At 62.6% G+C, this 20471-nt stretch carries 20 protein-coding genes and 1 pseudogene; 16 read left to right on the forward strand and 5 right to left on the reverse strand.

The features are described from left to right. The first annotated feature begins 131 nt into the window (after positions 1-131). The 3 genes from tatA to Aeroheme_RS01415 all read left to right on the forward strand — a co-directional run bounded on the left by tatA (position 132) and on the right by Aeroheme_RS01415 (position 2302). Positions 132-293, forward strand: coding sequence for a twin-arginine translocase TatA/TatE family subunit (gene tatA, locus Aeroheme_RS01405; protein ID WP_005323446.1), 162 nt, complete (start codon positions 132-134; stop codon positions 291-293). A 14-nt stretch (positions 294-307) separates the two neighbouring features. Beyond that, positions 308-610 (forward strand): YfcZ/YiiS family protein, encoded by a 303-nt coding sequence (locus tag Aeroheme_RS01410; RefSeq protein ID WP_113069474.1) that lies wholly within the window; start codon positions 308-310, stop codon positions 608-610. Between the two features lie 231 nt (positions 611-841). Then, positions 842-2302 carry a transglycosylase SLT domain-containing protein gene (locus Aeroheme_RS01415; RefSeq protein WP_411166566.1) on the forward strand — a complete coding sequence of 487 codons (1461 nt, stop codon included), beginning with the start codon at positions 842-844 and terminating at the stop codon, positions 2300-2302. Between the two features lie 4 nt (positions 2303-2306). Here Aeroheme_RS01415 and Aeroheme_RS01420 read toward each other — a convergent pair whose 3' ends face one another. Continuing rightward, positions 2307-2468, reverse strand: coding sequence for a hypothetical protein (locus tag Aeroheme_RS01420; protein WP_162852243.1), 162 nt, complete (start codon positions 2466-2468; stop codon positions 2307-2309). A gap of 75 nt (positions 2469-2543) precedes the next feature. Between Aeroheme_RS01420 and Aeroheme_RS01425 the strand changes: the two genes are divergently transcribed. Further along, complete coding sequence (locus tag Aeroheme_RS01425) at positions 2544-3797, forward strand: phospholipase D-like domain-containing protein (RefSeq protein WP_411166567.1); 1254 nt, start codon at positions 2544-2546, stop codon at positions 3795-3797. Positions 3798-4273: 476 nt separating this feature from the next. On the opposite strand, the gene Aeroheme_RS01430 is transcribed toward Aeroheme_RS01425, so the two are convergent. Continuing rightward, a complete protein-coding gene (locus Aeroheme_RS01430; RefSeq protein WP_111910784.1) occupies positions 4274-5392 on the reverse strand; it encodes a fatty acid desaturase in 1119 nt (372 codons plus the stop codon). A gap of 149 nt (positions 5393-5541) precedes the next feature. Here Aeroheme_RS01430 and fabR point away from each other — a divergent pair, with 149 nt between their 5' ends. Continuing rightward, complete coding sequence (gene fabR / locus Aeroheme_RS01435) at positions 5542-6162, forward strand: HTH-type transcriptional repressor FabR (RefSeq protein ID WP_139744562.1); 621 nt, start codon at positions 5542-5544, stop codon at positions 6160-6162. A gap of 19 nt (positions 6163-6181) precedes the next feature. After that, entirely contained in the window at positions 6182-6547 is a 366-nt protein-coding gene (locus Aeroheme_RS01440; RefSeq protein ID WP_111910783.1) for a YijD family membrane protein, read from the forward strand. 37 nt (positions 6548-6584) lie between these two features. Here the strand turns inward: Aeroheme_RS01440 and Aeroheme_RS01445 are convergent, their stop codons facing one another. From Aeroheme_RS01445 to rsmD, 3 genes and pseudogenes are all read right to left on the reverse strand, one after another. Then, the gene (locus tag Aeroheme_RS01445; protein ID WP_025325417.1) at positions 6585-6899 is read right to left on the reverse strand and encodes a DUF1145 domain-containing protein; all 315 of its coding nucleotides are present in this window, start codon (positions 6897-6899) and stop codon (positions 6585-6587) included. Positions 6900-7019: 120 nt separating this feature from the next. After that, positions 7020-7100 (reverse strand): annotated as a pseudogene (locus tag Aeroheme_RS01450) (16S rRNA (guanine(966)-N(2))-methyltransferase RsmD); the annotation flags it as partial. Between the two features lie 181 nt (positions 7101-7281). Further along, positions 7282-7911 carry a 16S rRNA (guanine(966)-N(2))-methyltransferase RsmD gene (rsmD, locus tag Aeroheme_RS01455; protein WP_411166568.1) on the reverse strand — a complete coding sequence of 210 codons (630 nt, stop codon included), beginning with the start codon at positions 7909-7911 and terminating at the stop codon, positions 7282-7284. A 111-nt stretch (positions 7912-8022) separates the two neighbouring features. Between rsmD and ftsY the strand changes: the two genes are divergently transcribed. The 10 genes from ftsY to hutH all read left to right on the forward strand — a co-directional run bounded on the left by ftsY (position 8023) and on the right by hutH (position 20361). Then, positions 8023-9807, forward strand: coding sequence for a signal recognition particle-docking protein FtsY (gene ftsY, locus Aeroheme_RS01460; protein WP_411166569.1), 1785 nt, complete (start codon positions 8023-8025; stop codon positions 9805-9807). Positions 9808-10131: 324 nt separating this feature from the next. Further along, positions 10132-10803, forward strand: a complete 672-nt coding sequence (gene ftsE, locus Aeroheme_RS01465) for a cell division ATP-binding protein FtsE (RefSeq protein ID WP_106885210.1) — start codon at positions 10132-10134, stop codon at positions 10801-10803. Positions 10804-10900: 97 nt separating this feature from the next. Next, the gene (gene ftsX, locus Aeroheme_RS01470) at positions 10901-11854 is read left to right on the forward strand and encodes a permease-like cell division protein FtsX (RefSeq protein ID WP_005323432.1); all 954 of its coding nucleotides are present in this window, start codon (positions 10901-10903) and stop codon (positions 11852-11854) included. Between the two features lie 464 nt (positions 11855-12318). Next, the gene (gene rpoH / locus Aeroheme_RS01475; protein WP_025325421.1) at positions 12319-13173 is read left to right on the forward strand and encodes an RNA polymerase sigma factor RpoH; all 855 of its coding nucleotides are present in this window, start codon (positions 12319-12321) and stop codon (positions 13171-13173) included. Between the two features lie 186 nt (positions 13174-13359). Beyond that, positions 13360-14019, forward strand: coding sequence for a carbonate dehydratase (can, locus tag Aeroheme_RS01480; RefSeq protein WP_025325422.1), 660 nt, complete (start codon positions 13360-13362; stop codon positions 14017-14019). A gap of 11 nt (positions 14020-14030) precedes the next feature. Beyond that, the gene (gene hutC, locus Aeroheme_RS01485; protein ID WP_106887812.1) at positions 14031-14735 is read left to right on the forward strand and encodes a histidine utilization repressor; all 705 of its coding nucleotides are present in this window, start codon (positions 14031-14033) and stop codon (positions 14733-14735) included. A 155-nt stretch (positions 14736-14890) separates the two neighbouring features. After that, a complete protein-coding gene (gene hutI, locus Aeroheme_RS01490; protein ID WP_163137293.1) occupies positions 14891-16126 on the forward strand; it encodes an imidazolonepropionase in 1236 nt (411 codons plus the stop codon). Further along, on the forward strand, positions 16119-17057 hold the full coding sequence (hutG, locus tag Aeroheme_RS01495; protein ID WP_411166570.1) for a formimidoylglutamase: 939 nt from the start codon (positions 16119-16121) through the stop codon (positions 17055-17057). Before hutI ends, hutG begins: the two co-directional genes overlap by 8 nt. Before the next feature lie 66 nt (positions 17058-17123). Beyond that, positions 17124-18827 (forward strand): urocanate hydratase, encoded by a 1704-nt coding sequence (gene hutU, locus Aeroheme_RS01500; RefSeq protein WP_411166571.1) that lies wholly within the window; start codon positions 17124-17126, stop codon positions 18825-18827. A gap of 1 nt (position 18828) precedes the next feature. After that, positions 18829-20361: a histidine ammonia-lyase gene (gene hutH / locus Aeroheme_RS01505; protein WP_111910776.1), complete on the forward strand. Its 1533-nt coding sequence runs from the start codon at positions 18829-18831 to the stop codon at positions 20359-20361. Positions 20362-20471 lie beyond the last annotated feature (110 nt).

The raw sequence follows: 20471 nt of genomic DNA on the forward strand, positions 1-20471 counted from the left end.
AAAGGTCGCCGTATCTTTTTATGTTTTTTGACGATTTTCCTGCCAACTTGCGCCTGCCTTGATTTTGCCCAACAATCGTTGCGCCTTCTTTTGATACAAACAACGGGTATCTATCTGTCAGGAGTCGCCCTATGGGACTTGGTGGAATTCATATCTGGCATCTGTTGATCCTGCTGGTGGTGGTCGTCGTGGTGTTTGGCAGCAAACGCCTGGCCGGTGCCGGTGAGGATCTGGGCACCGCCATCAGGGATTTTCGTAAAGCCTTGCGTGACGATGAAGTACATCCGAAATGAGTAGGAGTGGAAGTATGTCTGTAGACGAAAAAGTGGAATTGAATGAAACCTGTGACAGCTGCGGCTGTTTCGCCGAGATCGGCACCATCATAGGTGAAGGCGACGATGTGATGGAGCTGGTGATCGAGGCCGCGGCAGAAGCCGACGCCCGCGCCAAACTCGCAGCCTATGAGGCGCTGGCCAAGCAGGTGACCGCCGAAGCCGTGATCGACAGCGAACTGACCCAGGGCGCCAACGGCGTGATCCTGAAGGCCCGCCTGCAATTCACCTGCACCGCCGAGAAGCTGATTTTCGAGATGCGTGCCCGCTCAATCTGAGCCCCCTGAGAATACGGCAGGCCTGCCTGCCGTATTGCTTTGCCCCTCGCCTTTTCCCTCTCTTTGCGTTGTATAGTGAGTTATCCCACGGACGATCCGGTTTCAGTCCGGTACCAATCGTTCCGCTGCAGGAAGGTGCCATGATGGCACCCCGTCATGAGTCCCGCGTGTCGGGCCTTGTCCTGCCGAGAATCTCAAGGCGCGAGTCGACCAACAGAAGGTGGCTACCTCATGATGCGATGGATTTGGGCCCTGCTGGTCCTCTGCTCTCTCCCTCTGCTGGCGGCGGATCTCGGTTCCCAGCCTGGTGATGCCCCTTCGCGCGCCGCGGACGTCAAGCCCAAGCTCCTGCCCCAACCCGGGGATCTCGAACACATACTGCAAAAGAAGGAGCTCAGGGCCCTGGTGGTCTATGAACGGGGCTTCTTCTTCTTCGACAAGGGGGCCCAGTACGGCATCCTGGTCAATCAACTGCAAGGCTTCGAGCGCTGGCTGAACCAGACCTATCTCCCCAAGGAGAAGCTCAAGCTCAAGATCATCTATATCCCGGTGCGTCAGGACAAGCTGCTGGACTACCTCACCGAGGGGCGGGGGGATCTGGTGGCGGCCAACCTGACGGTGACGCCGACCCGGCGCGAGCAGGTCACCTTCTCCCAGCCGCTCATCTCGCCCATCGAGGAGTGGGTGGTGAGCCTGCGGGAGCTGACGGGTTTCAACCGCATCACTCAGCTCTCCGGTCGGCGGATCTGGGTGCGGGCCAGCTCCAGCTATTACGAGAGCCTGCATCAGCTCAACTGGCTGTTCCGCGAGCTGGGGCTGCCCCCCGTCTACATAGAGACAGTGCCCGAATACCTGCAGGACGGGGATCTGCTGGAGATGGTGGCGGCCGGCATCATACCGCTGACCGTCACCGACAGTTTCAAGGGGCGGATCTGGCTCGACATGATAGGGGGCCTCAAGGCCCACAAGCTGATCCCGCTGCGGGACAAGGGGCGCAGTGCCTGGGCACTGCGCAACAACAGCCCCGAGCTGCTCAAGGCGGTGAACGCCTATATCTCGGAGTCGAGCAAACGCACCCTCTACAGCGACATGACACTGCGTCGCCTGCTGGCCCAGAGTGACAAGATGAGCAACATATTGGCGCCGGATCCCCTGGGGCGGTTGTCGACCATCCGCAAGGTGCTGGAAACCCAGGCCGAAAAATATGAGCTCGACTGGCTGATGCTGGCGGCGCTGGCTTACAAGGAGTCGGGGCTCAATCCCAATGTCCGCTCCAACCGCGGGGCTGTCGGCATCATGCAACTGCTGCCGAGCACGGGGGGTGAGGTGGGGATCCGCGGCGCCAGGCTCACCAGCCTGGAAGGCAGTGTGGAAGCGGCTTGCCGTTACATGCGGCTCATTCTCGATACCTACTTCAACGATCCCGGGATGGACAGGCTCAACCGTCACCTGTTCGCCCTGGCGGCCTACAACGCGGGCCCGAACCGGGTGCAGGCGCTGCAGGCCAAGGCCAGGGAGAGGGGGCTGGATCCGAACGTCTGGTTTGGCAACGTGGAGCAGCTGGTGGCCAACGAGGTCGGCCAGGGCCCCATCAACTACGTCGGCACCATCTACAAATACTACGTGGCCTACCGCTTCAGCCTGCCTCAGGTGGAGGGCAAGACAGAGGCCATGGAGGCGGTCCAGCCCTGAGTGCTCAGTGCCGGTCGGGCAGGCCATCCTCTGGGGTAAAGGGGAGGGCTTCCCAGCCCTGATCCCTGTGCTGCTGGTACCAGGGGGTCAGCAGCCTGGCGGGAGTGGGATCCGGCTGGCTGGCCTGGGGTCTCTGGCTGAGGCAGGGGTGGTCGCGCACTTCCATCATCGGCTCCTTGACATGCTGCAATCGGGGCTGTTGTCTGGGTTATGCCACCGTCTCATGACAAGGAGATGACCCTTGATCCCCGCCGAATTTGCCCTGCTCGACGATCCCGGCGCCGCCCTCAAGGCCCGCTGCCAGCTGATCCGCGGCGCCCGCAGCCGGATCCAGGCCCAGTATTACAGCTGGGAGGAGGACCGCAGCGGCAAGCTGTTGCTGTCCGAGTTGCTCCATGCGGCGCGGCGCGGGGTCCGGGTCCAGCTGCTTATCGACGATCTCTATGCCGGCGACAACCGCTTCCTCGAGGTGGTGGCGGCAGAGCCCGGCATCGAGGTGCGGCTGTTCAATCCATTCTGGCTCAGGGGTTGGCGCCCCCTGACCCTGCTGCTGGAAGGCCTGCTCAGCTTCCGGCGCATCAACCACCGCATGCACAACAAGCTGCTGCTGGTGGATGGCCACGAGGCGGTGATCGGTGGCCGCAACATCGGCGATCCTTACTTCGGGCTGGGGGCGCTCCCTCACTTCGTCGATCTGGATCTGGTTTGCCGCGGCCCCCTCTGCCGCCAGGCCGAGCAGGGCTTCGAGCTGTTCTGGCGCAGCCGCTGGAGCCACCCCATCCGGCGCCTGTTGCGGCGCCCCCTGCTGCCCGCCGAGATCCGTGCGGTGAACGACTTCCTGCTGACTCTGACCGACCCGGCGGTGGCCATGGTCTACGATCTGCCCGCCAGCCTGTTTGATGACGTGCCTCTTCCCCTGCGTTGGCATCCTGGGGTCGGGGAGTGCTGGTTTGACAGGCCCGGCAAGGGGCTCATCTCCCGGCCGACCACGGCGCCCCGGCTGGGGCGCAAGCTGGCTGGCAACCAGGGGGCGCTGCGGTTGGTGAGTCCTTACCTGATCCTGACCCGAAGCTTGCGCCGCCATCTCAAGCGGCTGCGTCAGGCCGGGGTCGGCATCGAAATCCTGACCAACTCCCTGGCGAGTACAGACGTGCCCCTGGTGTATGGCGCCTATCGGCGCCACCGCCCCTGGCTGGAGCGGCAGGGCATAGTGCTGGCCGAGCTGTCGGATGAGGGGCGCAGTCTGCACGCCAAGCTGATCCTGATGGGGGAGGAGGAGGCGCTGCTCGGCAGCTTCAACCTGGATCCCCGCTCCCTGATGCTCAACACCGAGCTGATGCTGCACCTGAGCTGCCCGGCGCTCTGTGCCGAGCTGCGGCACTGGCTCTGCGGTTGGCAACGGGCGGCGGTCCATCCTGTGGTGGCGCCTCCCTCGACGCTGCGGCGCCTGCTGGCGCGACTGAGCGACTGGCTGCCGCTGCGCCGCTGGCTGTGAGTGGAGCCCGGCTTGTGCGAGATCTCGCAAAGCCTTGTGCGCCTTCGAGGATAACGTTTGCCATCCAAAGCCGGATTGAGATTTTATCGTATTGTTTTTAATCACTTTATGTCGATAGGCGATACCTGATGCAGCGCCCTCGCTTGCATACAGGGCCGCATATAACGGTTTTTTATTTTATTTAACTGCGTAGTATTTCGGTTGCAAGGACAAACACGGCGGCTGGTCTGCCGTGTGGGTGAAGGCAACAAGGGAGTGGGTCGGCCGGCGTGTTCTGGCTGGCAGTGCGGATCGGGAGCGGAAACCCGTGACGCGCATCAGCCCCGTTATTGCCGGATCCCAATATGGAACATGCTATTTGCGAGGGGGTGACATGCGAATGTCGCCCCATTTTTTTATGCCAAAAGATCGCCAGACGCCCATGAAAAGACCGCCAGCGGGCGGTCTTGGGCAATCAGGTCTGTCGGTCAGCCGCCTCAGGCGATGCCGGCCAGCAGGCGACTCCAGTTGCGCTTGGCAACGAGGAAGCCATCCCTCAGGTTGCGATACTCCAGTTGCAGCTTGAGCCTGTCGTAGCGGGCCAGCGCCTTGCGCTTGCGCTGCTCCAGCAACAGCTTGCGGCTGGCGTAGTAGTGCTGGATCTGCAGGCTCAGCTTGTCGTACTCCTCCTGCAGCAGCGCCTGCCACAGCTCCCTGTCCTCTGCCTTGCGCAGCCTGGCCTGGGCGCGTTTGAGCTGCATCTCCAGCCTGGCCTGCTCGATCCGCTCCTCTGGACAGGATCTGAGATCCCCGGCCAGTCCGCACCAGGCGGCGGTGCGGATCAGCCACTTGGTGGGGTCGAACTGCCACCAGTGGATGCCGTTGCGGTAGTCGTTCTCGAACAGGTGATGGAAGTTGTGATACCCCTCGCCGAAGGTGAAGAAGGCCAGGATGCCGTTGTCCCGCGCACTGTTGCGATCGGTGAAGGGCTGGCTGCCCCAGATGTGGGCCAGGGAGTTGATGAAGAAGGTGGTGTGGTGGGTCATCACCATGCGCAGCACCCCCGCCAGCAACAGCATGCCGAGCAGATCTCCATGGATCAGACCGAGCAGCAGCGGGATGCCGATGTTGGTGGCCAGGGTCAAGGCCAGATAGTGCCTGTGCTGGAAGGCGACGATGGCATTGTTCTGCAGATCCCGCACATTGCTGTAGTCGTGGTAGATCTCGCGCTGGTATTCCCGCAGCATCCAGCCGATGTGGGAGTACCAGAAGCCGCGGCCCGCGCTGTAGGGATCCTTCTGGTTGTCATCCACGTGGCGGTGGTGACGGCGGTGATCGGACGACCAGTGGAGTGCCGAGTTTTGCAGGGCGAGGGCGCCGCCGATGGCGAAGATCCATTGCAGGGCTGGGTGCGCCTTGTAGGCCTTGTGGGACCAGAGTCGGTGATAACCGGCGGTGATGGAGATGCCGCAGTAGCAGAACAGCAGCAGGAAGCAGCCCCACTGCCAGAGGTCATAGCCATGGGTCAGGCCGTACCAGGGTACCGCAATCAGTGCCGTCAGCCCGGAGAGGGCGAACAGCAGGGTGTTGGTCATGATGATCGGGGGGCGGTCCATTTCACTCGGCTCCATTCAGCGAACAGCTGTCCACTATTCTCCATTGAGCCGGAATGCGGGTCAATGGTAAAAAAGTCGGAGACAAACCTGATCCAGGCCCCGCCTTCGGGTTATCATCTGGCCTCGCTAATCTCAAGGTGACTGTTTTCGTGGGTATTCGCGCGCAACAAAAAGAAAAGACCCGGCGTACGCTGATCGAAGCGGCGTTCAGTCAACTCTGTGCCAACCGCAGCTTCTCCAACCTCAGTCTGCGGGAAGTGGCCAGGGAGGCGGGCATAGCGCCGACCTCCTTCTACCGTCATTTTCGCGACATGGAAGAGCTGGGGCTGACCCTGGTGGACGAGGGCGGCCTGACCCTGCGCCAGCTGATGCGCCAGGCGCGCCAGCGCATCGCCGGTGGTGGCAGCGTCATCAGCACCTCGGTGCAGACCTTCATGGAATTCGTCGAAAACAACCCGAACATCTTCCGGCTGCTGCTCCGTGAGCGCTCCGGCACCTCTGCGGCCTTCCGTCAGGCTGTGGCCCGCGAGATCCAGCACTTCATCGCCGAGCTGACCGATTATCTGGAGGCGACCACGCAGGCGCCACGGGAAGAGGCCTACATCCAGGCCGAAGCCATGGTCACCATAGTCTTCAGTGCCGGCGCCGACGCCCTCGACATGACCCCCGAGGAGTGCCGGGCCCTGTCGGATCGCACCATCAGCCAGCTGCGGATGATCGCCATGGGCGCCGAGGTCCAGAACCGCAAGCGCCGCGAATCTCTCTCTTAAGTCAAGGATGGACAGTCCCATGCATGAATCGAACGCGATCCCGAAGAAGCCCCTGTTGCTGGCCCTGCTCATCGGCATCTGCGGTGATGCCTTCCTGTCGGTGTTGACCGAGTCGGTCGTGCCCTTCTCCTTCTTTCCCCTGATCGCCCTGCTGCTGGCGGCCTACCAGCTCTATCAGCACTATCGCCACGAGCCCATAGTCGGCAACACCCCCAGCTGCATCCTGCTCTGCTTCTTCATCGGGGCGTTCGGGCACACTGCGCTGCTCAAGGTGCAGTACCCCGAACTTGGCAGCAACTTCTTCTCCCTTATCGCCATGCTGCTGCTGCTCGCCGTGCTCTCCATCAAGCTCGGCATCAGCCTGGGGAAAAAAGTGAAGGAGTGACATGTCACTCCTTCAGGTTCGATCTGGCGGTCTCGGGTCAGTCAGCCCGGGGCGGGGTTTCTCCCCTCTGCCTGGCGTCTATGATGGCCTGCAGCTTGGCGCGGATCTCCATCATGCCGAACACGCCGAAGATCAGCACCTGGGTGAACTCGAGGCGGGTGATGGCAAAGTAGGGCTTGCAGGCGGCCTTGATCATGCTGGCCTGTACCCAGTGCATCAGTATCACTATGACGCCGCACACCGGCAGAAAACCGTTCAGTTTGCCCGGCAGTGTGCCGAGCAGGGCGAGCACCACGCCGAGCCAGAAGAACAGCAGCACGCCCATCGCCAATAGATTAAACACCCGCTTCATCGCTTATCTCCCGTACATAGAGTTGATAGCAGACCTGACTGGCCTGCTTGTCCTTGAGTTGTTGCTGTTGTCCAAGTTGACAGGGAGTGGCAATCGTTCATTTCTCCTCCCACCTGGCATTCAAACCGCGGCGTCATCCTTGGTGTCCCGCAGATAGAGCTGGTAGCAGACCTGACCCGCTTGATTGTCCTTGAGCTGTTGTCCAAGTTGACAGGGAGTGGCAATCGTTCATTTCCCCTCCCGCCTGGCATTCAAACCGCGGCGTCATCCTTGGCGTCCCGCAGATAGAGCTGGTAGCAGACCTGACCCGCTTGATTGTCCTTGAGCTGTTGCCCAAGTTGACAGGAGTGGCAATCGCTCATCATCCCCTCCCGCCTGGTATTCAAACCGCAGTGTTCTCCTTGGTATCCCGCAGATAAAGCTGGTAGCAGACCTGACCCGCTTGTTTGTCCTTGAGTTGCTGCCAGCTGCCAGGCAGGGGGAGATCGCTCATCTCCTTTTCCCGTTCAAGATAGATGAGGGCATCCGGTGCCAGCCAGCCGCGCTGCTCCAGCAGCTCGCACACCTGGGGCAGCAGTTCACGGCGAAACGGTGGATCCAGGAACACCAGATCGAAGGGGGTGGCCGGGCCTTGCAGCCAGCTCACCGCATCGGCCTGGATCACCTCGCCCTGCTGACTGCCGAGGGCGGCCAGGTTCTTCCTGAGCTGATCGGCGGCTCCCTTGTCCATCTCGACCAGGGTCACCTGCTCGGCGTAGCGCGACAGCGCCTCCAGCCCCAGGCCGCCGCTGCCGGCAAACAGATCGAGGCAGCGGGCACCGCGGACATGGGGGGCCAGCCAGTTGAAGATGGTCTCCTTGACGCGATCCGTGGTGGGTCTGAGTCCGTCAACATCCCTGACCGGCAGTTTGCGGCCCTTCCACTGGCCGCTGATGATTCTTACCACGCCCGCTCGCCCCTGGGGGGCTGGGCTCTTGCTCGGGCTGTTACGGCTGGTTTTCACTCTGGGCATCGCGTTTCGTCGTCAGAAAATAAAGTGGTAGTATAAGGCGGTTCATTTTTATGCCGACCCGCCGAGGGACGGCTATCTTAGCAGTCAGCCAACGAAGTGAGTATTTTTTAGATGGCAAAAGGTTTGTTTTCCTGGCTGGGTTTCGGCCGCAAGAAAGAAGAGGCTGAGGCCGTCCAATCACAGGCCCTTGACGCCACCCCGGCTGTCGCCGAGTCCGAGGCCACCGTTGCCCCCGCTCCCGTCGCTGATGTTTCCCTGACCGAGGCCCCTGCTGTACCGCACGAGGCGCCCCTGGCGACCCCTGACGAAGGCCCGCTGGTGGTGGAGGAACCCGCCTCCGAACTCGAGCCCGTCATCGTCAATGAGGCGCTGATCGCCGCCGAAGCCGAGGCCCAAGCTGCGGAAGCCGCCCGTGTCGCCGCTGAAGCACAAGCCGTCGAAGCTGCCCGTATTGCTGCCGAGGCCCAGGCTGCGGAAGCCGCCCGTATTGCCGCCGAAGCACAAGCCGTCGAAGCTGCCCGTATTGCTGCCGAGGCCCAGGCTGCGGAAGCCGCCCGTGTTGCCGCCGAGGCACAAGCCGCCGAAGCCGCCCGTGTTGCCGCCGAGGCACAAGCCGCCGAAGCCGCCCGCATTGCCGCCGAGGCAGAAGCTGCGGAAGCTGCCCGTATTGCCGCCGAGGCCCAGGCTGCCGAAGACGCCCGTGTTGCCGCCGAGGCCCAGGCTGCGGAAGCCGCCCGCGTTGCTGCCGAAGTACAGGCTGCGGAAGCCGCCCGTGTTGCCGCCGAGGCAGAAGCTGCCGAAGCCGCTCGTGTTGCCGCCGAGGCACAGGCTGCCGAGGAAGCCCGTATCGCCAAAGAGGCCCAGCGAGCGGAAGATCTGCGCCTGGTCGCCGAGATAGAGGCTGAGGCCGCCGCGCTGGCAGCCCTGCCCCTGGCCGCCAAGGTGGACGACGATACTCAGGACAAGCCGCAGCGGGAGGGCTTCTTTGCTCGCCTCAAGCGCAGCCTGGTGCGCACCAAGGAGAATATCGGCTCCGGTTTCTTCGGCCTGTTCCGCGGCAAGAAGATCGATGACGAGCTGTTCGAGGAGCTGGAGACCCAGCTGTTGACCGCCGATCTCGGTGTGGATACCACCAGTCGTATCATCGAAGGCTTGGTGCAGCACGCGGATCGCAAGCAGCTCAAGGATGCTGAGGCGCTCTACGGCCTGCTCAAGCAAGACATGGGGGCCATGCTGACTCAGGTTGAGCAGCCGCTGGTGATCGACACCAGCAAGAAGCCTTACGTGATCCTGATGGTCGGCGTGAACGGCGTCGGCAAGACCACCACCATCGGCAAGCTGGCCAAGCAGTTCCAGGCCGACGGCAAGAGCGTCATGCTGGCGGCGGGGGATACCTTCCGTGCCGCTGCGGTCGAGCAGCTTCAGGTGTGGGGTCAGCGCAACAACATTCCGGTGATCGCCCAGCACACAGGTGCCGACTCCGCCTCCGTCATCTATGACGCCATCGAGGCCGCCCGCTCCCGCGGGGCTGACGTGCTGATCGCCGATACCGCCGGTCGCCTGCAAAACAAGAGCAACCTGATGGAAGAGCTCAAGAAGGTGGTGCGGGTGATGAAGAAGCTGGATGAAGAGGCGCCCCACGAGATCATGCTGACCCTGGATGCGGGCACAGGCCAGAACGCCCTGAGCCAGGCCAAGCTGTTCAGCGAGGCGGTGGGCCTGACCGGCATCACCCTCACCAAGCTGGATGGGACCGCCAAGGGCGGCGTCATCTTCGCGGTGGCCGACAAGTTCCAGATCCCGATCCGCTATATAGGGGTGGGCGAGGGGATCGACGATCTGCGTCCCTTCGTTGCCAACGACTTTATCGAGGCGCTCTTCAGCCGCGAGGAATGAGTTCGGCCACGAAGAGTCAGCTCAGCCGTGATGAGCAAGTGTTCCATGCCCCGACTCAGGTCGGGGCTTGTCACTGTCAGGGTATGATTCGTTTCGACCAGGCCGCCAAGGTGCGTGGCTGCGGATCGGCCATTTCATCGAGGGCTTATGTCGCCGCGAAGAGTCAGTGTGCCATGCTTCGATCCCGGTCGGGGTATGTCACTGTCAGGGTATGAAAGGTGTATTGCTGCGGATCAGCTATTTCATCAAGGCTAGTGTCGCCGCGAGGAGTCAGCGTGCCATGCTTCGATCCCGGTCGGGGTTGGTCAATCTCAGGGAACCGTTATGATTCGTTTTGACAAGGTCAGCAAGGTATACAGCGGTGGCCATCAGGCGCTGCAGAAGGTCAGCTTCCACCTGCGCAAGGGGGAGATGGCCTTCCTGACCGGCCATTCGGGGGCGGGCAAGAGTACCCTCCTCAAGCTCATCAGCGTGATGGAGCGGCCGACCGATGGTCGCGTCTTCTTCCATGGCGATGACGTCAGCCAGATCCAGCGCAGCCAGATCCCCTATGTGCGCCGCCAGATCGGGATGATCTTTCAGGATCACCGGTTGCTGATGGACCGCACTGTGTTCGACAACGTGGCCCTGCCCCTGGTGATCGATGGCTATAGTCATGCCGACATCAACAAGCGGGTGGCGGCGGCGCTGGACAAGGTAGGTCTGCTCGGCAAGGAGCGTTACCAGCCGCGCATGCTCTCCGGTGGTGAGCAGCAGCGGGTCGGCATCGCCCGTGCCATCGTCAACAAGCCGCCCCTGCTGCTGGCGGATGAGCCGACCGGCAACCTGGATCCCCAGCTCTCCATGGACATCATGCGACTGTTCGAGGAGTTCAATCGCTTCGGGGTTTCGGTGCTGATTGCCACTCACGATCTGGGGCTGATCGCCCGCATGCGCTATCGCACCCTGACCCTGAAGGCCGGGCGCATGTATTCCCAAGAGCAGGAGGAGAGCTGATGGCCATAGTTCGTCATAAGCAGCCCCCTCTGTGCCCTCTGATGATGGCCACTCGGATGGATCAGGTCGCCGATATTCGACAGGGGAGGGAATTCTGATGGCTATTGTTCGTCATAAACAGCCGCCGCTGCGCCGTCTGATGATGTACGGCGTGGATCACGTGCGTCAGGCCTTTGCCAGTCTGGGAGAGCTGTGGCGCAATCCGCTCGCCTCCCTGATGACGCTGGCGGTGCTCGGGGTCAGTCTGGCGCTCCCCTCCTGCTTCCACGTGCTGCTGAAAAACGCCGAAGTGGTGGAAGGGAGCTGGCAGACCAGCTCCCAGATCTCCCTCTATCTGCGCAAGGATCTGCCGGAGCAGAGCATCCTCGACATGAAGCAGCGGATCCTGCTCTATCCCGAGGTGGAGTCCGTCACCTACATGAACCGGGACGAGGCGCTCAAGGAGTTTCGCGAGATCTCCGGTTTCGGCGATGCCCTCGATTATCTCGACAGCAACCCGCTGCCGCCTGTGCTGAGCGTGATCCCGGATCCTCGCTGGCAGAATCCGGAAGGGGCCGCCGAGCTGCTCGCCAAGCTTGAGAACGAACCCGGCATCGAACAGGGCAAGCTGGATCTGCAGTGGCTGACCCGGCTGCAGGGGATCATGAACCTGCTGCGCCACACCATCACAGGCATCGCCGTGCTGCTGCTCTCCGCCGTGCTGCTGATCGTCGGCAACACCCTTCGCCTGAACATACTCAACCAGAGATCCGAGATCGAAGTGCTCAAGCTGGTGGGGGCGACCGACGCCTTCATTCACCGTCCTTTCCTCTACACCGGCATCTGGTTCGGGGTCATCGGCGGCATGCTGGCCTGGTGGCTGACCGAGGTCATGGTGATCTGGAGCGAGGGGGTGGTGAAGGAGCTGGCGGGGCTTTACAACAGCAACTTCCGGCTGGTGGGGATGGGGGCGTTCGACGGCTTCAATCTCATACTGTTGGGGGCCTTGCTGGGGCTGATTGCGTCCTGGTTCTCGGTTCACAGGCACATTCGCGACATAGAACCATCCTGATTAATTTATCAGCATTTTAAAGCGCTGGATTTTGCGAACTGGATCAAGTAAAAGAGTGGCCCGTTTCTGGCACGGGCCACTTTCTCAGAGTAATCTGAATGAGGCCTGCACCAAGGATCATATTTGGATCCTGTGAACCTTTTGATTTATAAACAGTCTATCTAGTGCAACAGAATTTATACGGGTGTGGCCCCTCTGCCTTGCTCGTCTGACTTGGCAAGCATGTGAAGGTTGCGAGCTCCGCAACAATGGACTTAGCATGCTACTTTTCAGGGGTCCTTCACTGTGACCCCTTTTTTTTGACCGTTCATTTATGATTCATCCCGTCAGCCTAAGATAGCCCGGGTTCATGCTGGGGCCGATGTTTGACTTATGTTTGATGTGGGCCGCAGAATGACCCCCGGTCGGTAGACAGGCCCTCTCAGGGTGTTAGACTGATTCGATTGAAAAGTAAGAGGTAGAACATGGGAACTTCATTGCAACGCACTATGGCTCTGATTCCGCAAGGTAGTCTGGAAGGCTATATCCAAGCCGTCAACTCGATCCCCGTGCTGAGCGCGGAGGAAGAGCGTGAACTGGCGATGCGTTTGCAGCAGGGTGGCGATCTCGAGGCTGCCCGTCAGCTGGTCATGTCGCATCTGCGTTTTGTCGTTCACGTGGCCAAGAGCTACTCCGGCTATGGCCTGCCTCAGGCCGATCTGGTGCAGGAAGGCAATATCGGCCTGATGAAGGCGGTCAAGCGCTTCGACCCGAGCGTCGGGGTGCGTCTGGTCTCCTTCGCCGTGCACTGGATCAAGGCCGAGATCCACGAATATGTGCTGCGCAACTGGCGCATGGTCAAGGTGGCCACCACCAAGGCCCAGCGCAAGCTGTTCTTCAACCTGCGCAAGTCCAAGAAGCGTCTGGGCTGGCTGAATCACGAAGAGGTGCAGGCCGTTGCCGCGGATCTCGGGGTTTCTGCCGCGGACGTCACCGAGATGGAAGCGCGCATGAGCAACTACGATCAGGCCTTCGATCTGGTCGGTGACGATGAGGATGAAGGTGGCTTCGCCCCCGTCCATTATCTGGAAGACAAGTCTTCCGATCTGGCCGCCACCATAGAGAACGACAACTGGGACAGCCACGCCACCCGTCGCCTGAGTGCGGCCATGGCCACCCTGGACGAGCGCAGCCAGCACATCATCCGCGCCCGCTGGCTGGATGAGGAGAGCAAGACCACCTTGCAGGAGCTGGCCGACAACTACGGTGTGTCCGCCGAGCGTGTGCGTCAGCTTGAGAAGAACGCGCTCAAGAAGCTGAAGGATGCGATGGCCGCCTGAGGGCATTCGCCGAGCCTGTGAACCGCTCAAGAAACTGAAAGACGCCATGGATGCCTGAGGGCATTCTCTTGTAGAAAACAGGGCCTGATGGCCCTGTTTTTGTTTCATCGGGATCTGGTCGGCCTTGCCTTGGTTACCCTTGTGTATGGTATGTTGCCGCCACTGCCACAGTTAGGGAGAGCAGAAGTGAAACTGTTGAACGACCTGTTTACCAATAACCGCGAGTGGGCGGAACGGATCAAGGCCGAAGATCCCGATTTCTTCGCTACCCTCTCCGCCCAGCAGGCGCCCGAATACCTCTGGATCGGCTGCTCCGACAGCCGGGTTCCCGCCAACCAGCTGATGGGGCTGCTGCCGGGGGATGTCTTCGTTCACCGCAACGTCGCCAATCTGGTGGTGCACACCGATTTCAACTGCCTCTCGGTGCTGCAATACGCGGTGGAGGTGCTCAAGGTGAAGCACATCATCGTCTGCGGCCACTACGGTTGCGGCGGCGTCAAGGCGGCGATGCAGAACCAGGAGCTGGGCCTCATCGACAACTGGCTGCGCAACATCAAGGATGTCTATTTCAAGTACGGCGAACAGCTCGAAGCCATCGAGGATGAGCACGAGCGCTTCGACTACCTGTGCGAGCTGAACGTGGCCGAGCAGGTCGCCAACGTCTGCCACACCACCATCATCCAGAATGCCTGGCGCAAGGGGCAGGAGCTGGCGGTGCACGGCTGGATCTACGGCATCAAGGACGGTCTGCTGCACGATCTCGATCTCTGCATCAGCGGCCCTGATCAGATCCCGGACGTCTACCGTGCCTGGCCGGACATGCGTCCGCCTCACCGTCGTCGCTGAGGAACCCATTGGTGGCACCCGCCCTCTATCTGCAGATCAAACAGCACATCCTGGACGGGATCCGCGAACGCCACTATCAGGCAGGCGACAGGATCCCGACCGAGGCCGCCCTGTGCGAGCAGTTTGCCGTGAGCCGGATGACGGTCAACAAGGCGCTGCGTGAACTGGTGGCCGAGGGCTGGCTCAATCGCACCGCCGGCTCCGGCAGCTTCGTGGCGGACAGGCGTGCCGAGTCGCCGCTGCTGGCCATTCGCAACATAGCCGACGAGATCGCCGAGCGGGGCAGCCAGTACAGCGCCCGGGTGATCCGCCTGCAGCGCCAGGCTGCGGACGAGAAAGTGGCGGTGCGACTGGGTTTGCGGGTCGGGGCGCCCACCTTCCACAGCCTCATCGTCCATCAGGCAGATGGGGAGCCGCTGCAACTGGAGGAGCGTTTCGTCGATGCCGAACGCCTGCCCGGCTATGGGGAGCAGGACTTCACGAAACAGACGCCGAACAGCTATCTGATGGAAGTCTGCCCCCTCTCCGAGATGGAGCACGTGGTGGAGGCTGTGCTGCCGAGCGCCGGCGAGGCGGGCTTGCTGCAGGTGAGGGTTGATACCCCCTGCCTGCTGCTGCATCGACGCACCTGGTCGGATGGCTTCCTGGTCTCCTACGCCAGGCTGCTTTCGCCAGGCTCCCGCTACAAGCTGAGCTCCAAGACCCGATTGACTTGATTGTATATACATATCTTATTTTAAGAGCCCACCCATTGGTGGGCTTTTTTGTGTTTAAACTCTAATGAAACCGCTGTTATCAAGATGTGAACTTGATCCTTTCTTTCTCGTCAGAGATCGGCTATAAATTATTGTATATACATTTAGAGGTCGGTATGAACAAGGAACTGTTGAACTGCGAGCGGGTCTGGCTCAACGTGACACCCGCCACCCTGCGCTCCGATCTGGCGGACTACGGTCTGCTGGAACCCCATGCCCTCGGCGTGCATGAAGGCAGGATCCACGCCCTGGTCCCCATGCAGGATCTCAAGGGACCCCATCCCGCCCACTGGCGTGACATGAAGGGCAGGCTGGTGACTCCTGGCCTCATCGATTGCCACACCCACCTCATCTTTGCCGGCAGCCGGGCCGAGGAGTTCGAGCTGCGCCAGCAGGGCGTGCCCTACAGCGACATCGCCCGCAAGGGGGGTGGCATACTCTCCACCGTACGGGCCACCCGCGCGGCCAGCGAGGATCAGCTCTATGAGCTGGCGGTGCCGAGGATCAAGTCCCTGATCCGGGAAGGGGTCACCACTGTGGAGATCAAGTCCGGCTATGGCCTCACCCTGGCGGACGAGCTCAAGATGCTGCGGGTCGCCCGCCGGCTGGGGGAGGCGCTGCCCATTCGGGTCAAGACTACCCTGCTGGCCGCCCATGCGGTGCCGCCTGAATATCGCGACGATCCCGACTCCTGGGTCGAGACCATCTGCCAGGAGATCATCCCGGCGGCTGCCGAGGCGGGTCTGGCGGATGCGGTGGATGTTTTCTGCGAGCACATCGGCTTCTCCCTGGCCCAGACAGAGCAGGTCTATCTGGCGGCGGATCAATACAATCTCGCGGTGAAGGGGCACATGGAGCAACTCTCCAACCTGGGGGGCAGCACGCTCGCCGCCAACTTCGGTGCCCTCTCGGTGGATCACCTGGAGTATCTGGATCAGGACGGGATCCAGGCGCTGGCCCACCGTGGCGTGGTCGCCACCCTGCTGCCCACCGCTTTCTACTTCCTCAAAGAGACCAAGCTGCCGCCGGTTGCCGCCCTGCGCAAGGCGGGCGTGCCCATGGCAGTCTCCTCCGACATCAACCCGGGCACTGCCCCCATCGTCTCCCTGCGCATGGCCATGAACATGGCCTGCACCCTGTTCGGCCTGACCCCGGTCGAGGCCATGGCCGGGGTGACCCGCCACGCCGCCCGGGCGCTCGGCGAGCAGGAGCGTCTGGGGCAGCTGAGAGTGGGCATGCAGGCCGATTTTCTGGTCTGGAATTGTGCCCACCCCTCGGAGATCAGCTACCTGATCGGGGTCGATCAGCTGGTCAGCCGGGTTCTCAACGGGGAGGAGACGCTCCATGGATAAGTTCAACGTGGCCGACATGTCGGTCTGGCAGGGGCGCCAGGATCCGGAAGATGGTGAACTGGCCCTGCGCTGGCACAACAAGGTGCAACCCTGGCAAGCCGACAGTGAGCCCGGCGTGGTGCTGCTCGGTTTTGCCTGTGACGAAGGGGTGCGCCGCAACAAGGGGCGGGTCGGCGCCGCCGCTGCCCCGCTGGCGGTGCGCAAGCTGCTCGCCAACAGTGCCTGGCATCTGAGCCGTCCCGTCCATGACGGCGGCGATCTGGTCTGCGAGGACGGCGATCTCGATGCCGCCCACGACAGGCTGGCCGAGCGGGTTGCCCGTGCGCTGGATCTGGGTCACTTCCCGCTGGTGCTGGGAGGTGGCCACGAGGTGGCCTTCGGCAGCTGGAGCGGCCTCAATCGCCATCTGGGTGGCAAGGGCCGGGTCGGCATCATCAACTTCGATGCCCACTTCGATCTGCGCATGAAGCAGGAGCAGGCAAGCTCGGGCACCCCCTTCTTCCAGATAGCCGAGCAGTGCGCCGCCCAGGGCACGCCCTTTACTTACGCCTGCCTCGGGGTGGCCGAGACCGCCAACACGGCGGCGCTCTTTGCCCGCGCGGAGACGCTGGGGGTCTGGCATGTGCTGGACGAGGAGATGACCCAGGCCGAGCTGCCGGTGTTGCTGGCGGGGCTGGACGCCTTTATCGCTCGCTGCGATCACCTCTACCTCACCATAGATCTGGACGTGCTGCCCGCCAACCTGATGCCGGGGGTGAGCGCCCCCGCCGCCCGCGGCGTCGAGCTGGCCGTCATCGAACCCCTGATCGCCCATATCCGGGCCAGCGGCAAGCTCAGGCTTGCCGATCTGGCCGAGTACAACCCGAGTCTGGATCTGGACAACCGCAGCGCCCGCGTGGCCGCCCGGCTGGTCCATCAACTAACCAAGTAGCCGGCCGACTCGCCAGGGGGCACTGTGCCCCCGCATGGCGGCTGCATTGATAAACAAGGAGTGTCTATGTCTGTGCAACACCAGGATCCCCGTCACGACCCGAGCCGGGTCATCCGTGCCCCCCGTGGCACCGAGCTGACCGCCAAGAGCTGGCTGACCGAGGCGCCCCTGCGGATGCTGATGAACAACCTGGATCCGGAAGTGGCCGAGCATCCCCAGTCCCTGGTGGTCTATGGCGGTATAGGCCGCGCCGCCCGCAACTGGGCCTGCTACGACAAGATAGTCGAGGTGCTGACCCGTCTCGAGGACGACCAGACCCTGCTGGTGCAATCCGGCAAGCCGGTCGGGGTGTTCCAGACCCACAAGGACGCGCCCCGGGTGCTGATCGCCAACTCCAACCTGGTGCCCCACTGGGCCAACTGGGAGCACTTCAACGAGCTCGATAAGAAGGGCCTGATGATGTACGGCCAGATGACCGCCGGCTCCTGGATCTACATAGGTACCCAGGGGATAGTGCAGGGCACCTACGAGACCTTCTTCGCGGTGGCCAATCAGCACTTCAACGGCGAACCGAAAGGACGCTGGATCCTCACCGGCGGCCTGGGTGGCATGGGCGGTGCCCAGCCCCTGGCCGCCACCATGGCCGGTTTCTCCATGATCGCCGTGGAGTGCGACGAGACCCGCATCGATTTCCGCTTGAAGACCCGCTACGTCGACAAGAAGGCCCACAGCCTGGATGAGGCGCTGGCCATGGTCGAGGAAGCCAAACGCAGCGGCACTGCCGTCTCCGTCGGCCTGCTCGGCAACGCCGCCGACGTCTTCGCCGAGCTGGTGGCCCGTGGCATCACCCCGGACGTGGTGACCGACCAGACCTCGGCCCACGATCCCATCCACGGCTACCTGCCCCAGGGCTGGAGCTTGCCTAAGTGGCGTGAGCTGCAAAAATCCGCCCCCCAGGAGGTGAACCAGGCGGCTCGTCACTCCATGGCGCGCCAGGTGGAAGCCATGCTGACCCTGCAAGCCCGTGGTGCGGCCACGCTGGATTACGGCAACAACATCCGCCAGATGGCGCTGGAAGAAGGGGTGAAAAATGCCTTCGACTTCCCGGGCTTCGTACCGGCCTATATACGCCCGCTGTTCTGCGAGGGCATAGGTCCCTTCCGCTGGGTGGCGCTGTCCGGGGATCCGGAAGACATCTACAAGACGGATCAGAAGGTCAAAGAGTTGATCCCGGACGATCCCCACCTGCACAACTGGCTCGACATGGCCCGCGAGCGCATCGCCTTCCAGGGCCTGCCGGCGCGGATCTGCTGGGTCGGGGTCAAGGATCGGGTGCGCCTGGGCCTGGCCTTCAACGAGATGGTGAAGAATGGCGAGCTGAAAGCGCCCGTGGTCATCGGCCGCGACCACCTGGACTCCGGCTCGGTGGCGAGCCCGAACCGGGAGACCGAATCCATGATGGATGGCTCCGATGCCGTCTCCGACTGGCCGCTGCTCAACGCCCTGCTGAACACCGCAGGTGGCGCGACCTGGGTCTCCCTGCACCACGGTGGTGGGGTCGGCATGGGCTTCTCCCAGCACTCCGGGGTGGTGATCGTCTGTGACGGCAGCGACGACGCCGCCAAGCGGGTCGGCCGTGTGCTGCGCAACGACCCGGCCACCGGCGTGATGCGTCACGCGGACGCGGGCTACGAGATTGCCATCAACTGTGCCCAAGAGGCGAAACTGGATCTGCCGATGCTGAACACAGCTGGCAAAGGGGTGAAATAAGATGTTTGAACTCAATCTGCAACCGGGCAAGCTCTGCCTCGCCACCCTGCGCCGCGTCAGCCGCGAGCCTGTCCATGTCAGCCTGGACTCGTCCGCCCTGCCGGGGATCCACGCCTCCGCAGCCGTGGTTACAAAGGTGATCGAGCAAAACCGCGTGGTGTACGGCATCAACACCGGCTTTGGTCTGCTGGCCAACACCCGCATCCCGGTGGAACAGCTGGATGAACTGCAGCGCTCCATAGTGCTCTCCCATGCAGCAGGGATTGGCGAGTACATGGATGACGCCACAGTGCGGCTGATGATGGTGCTCAAGGTCAACTCGCTGGCGCGGGGCTTCTCCGGCATCCGCCTGACGGTGCTCGAGGCCCTGATGACCCTCATCAACGCCGAAGTCTATCCTGTGGTGCCGAAGAAGGGCTCCGTCGGCGCCTCCGGCGACCTGGCCCCCCTGGCCCACATGAGCTGCCTGCTGATCGGAGAGGGCAAGGCCCGCCACAAGGGCGAGCTGATCGACGCCGCCACTGCACTCAAGATTGCGGGCCTGGAGCCCATCGCCCTGGCACCCAAGGAGGGGCTGGCGCTGCTCAATGGCACCCAGGCCAGCACGGCGTTCGCGCTGGAGGGGCTGTTCCACGCCGAGGATCTGTTCGCCGGCGCCATCACCATAGGTGCCATGAGTGTGGAGGCGGCTCTGGGCAGTCGCCGTCCGTTCGATGCCCGCATCCATGAGGTGCGCGGTCAGCGCGGCCAGATCGAGGCCGCCGCCTGCTACCGCCACCTGCTGGTGGATGGCAGCGAGATCGGCATGTCCCATCACAACTGCGAGAAGGTGCAGGATCCCTACTCGTTGCGCTGCCAACCCCAGGTGATGGGGGCCTGTCTGGCCCAGATCCGCCACGCCGCCGAGGTGCTGGTGTGCGAGGCCAATGCGGTCTCCGACAATCCCCTGGTGTTTGCCGAGGATGAGGAGATCCTCTCCGGTGGTAACTTCCACGCCGAGCCGGTGGCCTTCGCCGCCGACAACCTGGCCCTGGCCATCGCGGAAATCGGCTCGCTGTCCGAGCGACGCATGGCGCTGCTGATCGATTCCCGGATGTCGGGCCTGCCGGCCTTCCTGGTCAACAACGGCGGTGTGAATTCCGGCTTCATGATCGCCCAGGTCACCTCGGCGGCGCTCGCCTCCGAGAACAAGACGCTGGCCCACCCGGCCTCGGTGGACAGCCTGCCCACCTCAGCCAACCAGGAGGATCACGTCTCCATGGCCACCTTCGCCGGTCGCCGTCTGGCGGACATGGCGGAGAACACCCGCGGCATACTGGCGGTCGAGCTGCTCGCCGCCGCCCAGGGGCTGGACTTCCGCGCCCCCCTGCGCAGCACAGAGCTCATCGAGCTGGCCAAGGGACGACTGCGTGAAGAGGTCAGCTTCTATGACAAGGACAGGTACTTCTCGCCGGACATCGAGGCCGCCGCCGCCCTGCTGGGTCGAGCCAGCTACAACGATCTGATCCCGGCCGGGGTGCTGCCGAGCCTCTAAGCTGCTATCCGCCCATAACAAAAGACCGCCCGATGGGCGGTCTTTGCGTTTCTGGCATTGGTTGGATGCGGTTATTCGTGTTCGAACATCAGTAACAGCTAGACCACGAA

Origin of the sequence: Aeromonas sp. DSM 116730 (genome assembly GCF_046581335.1) — a bacterium.
GTDB classification, from domain to species: Bacteria; Pseudomonadota; Gammaproteobacteria; order Enterobacterales; family Aeromonadaceae; genus Aeromonas; species Aeromonas rivipollensis.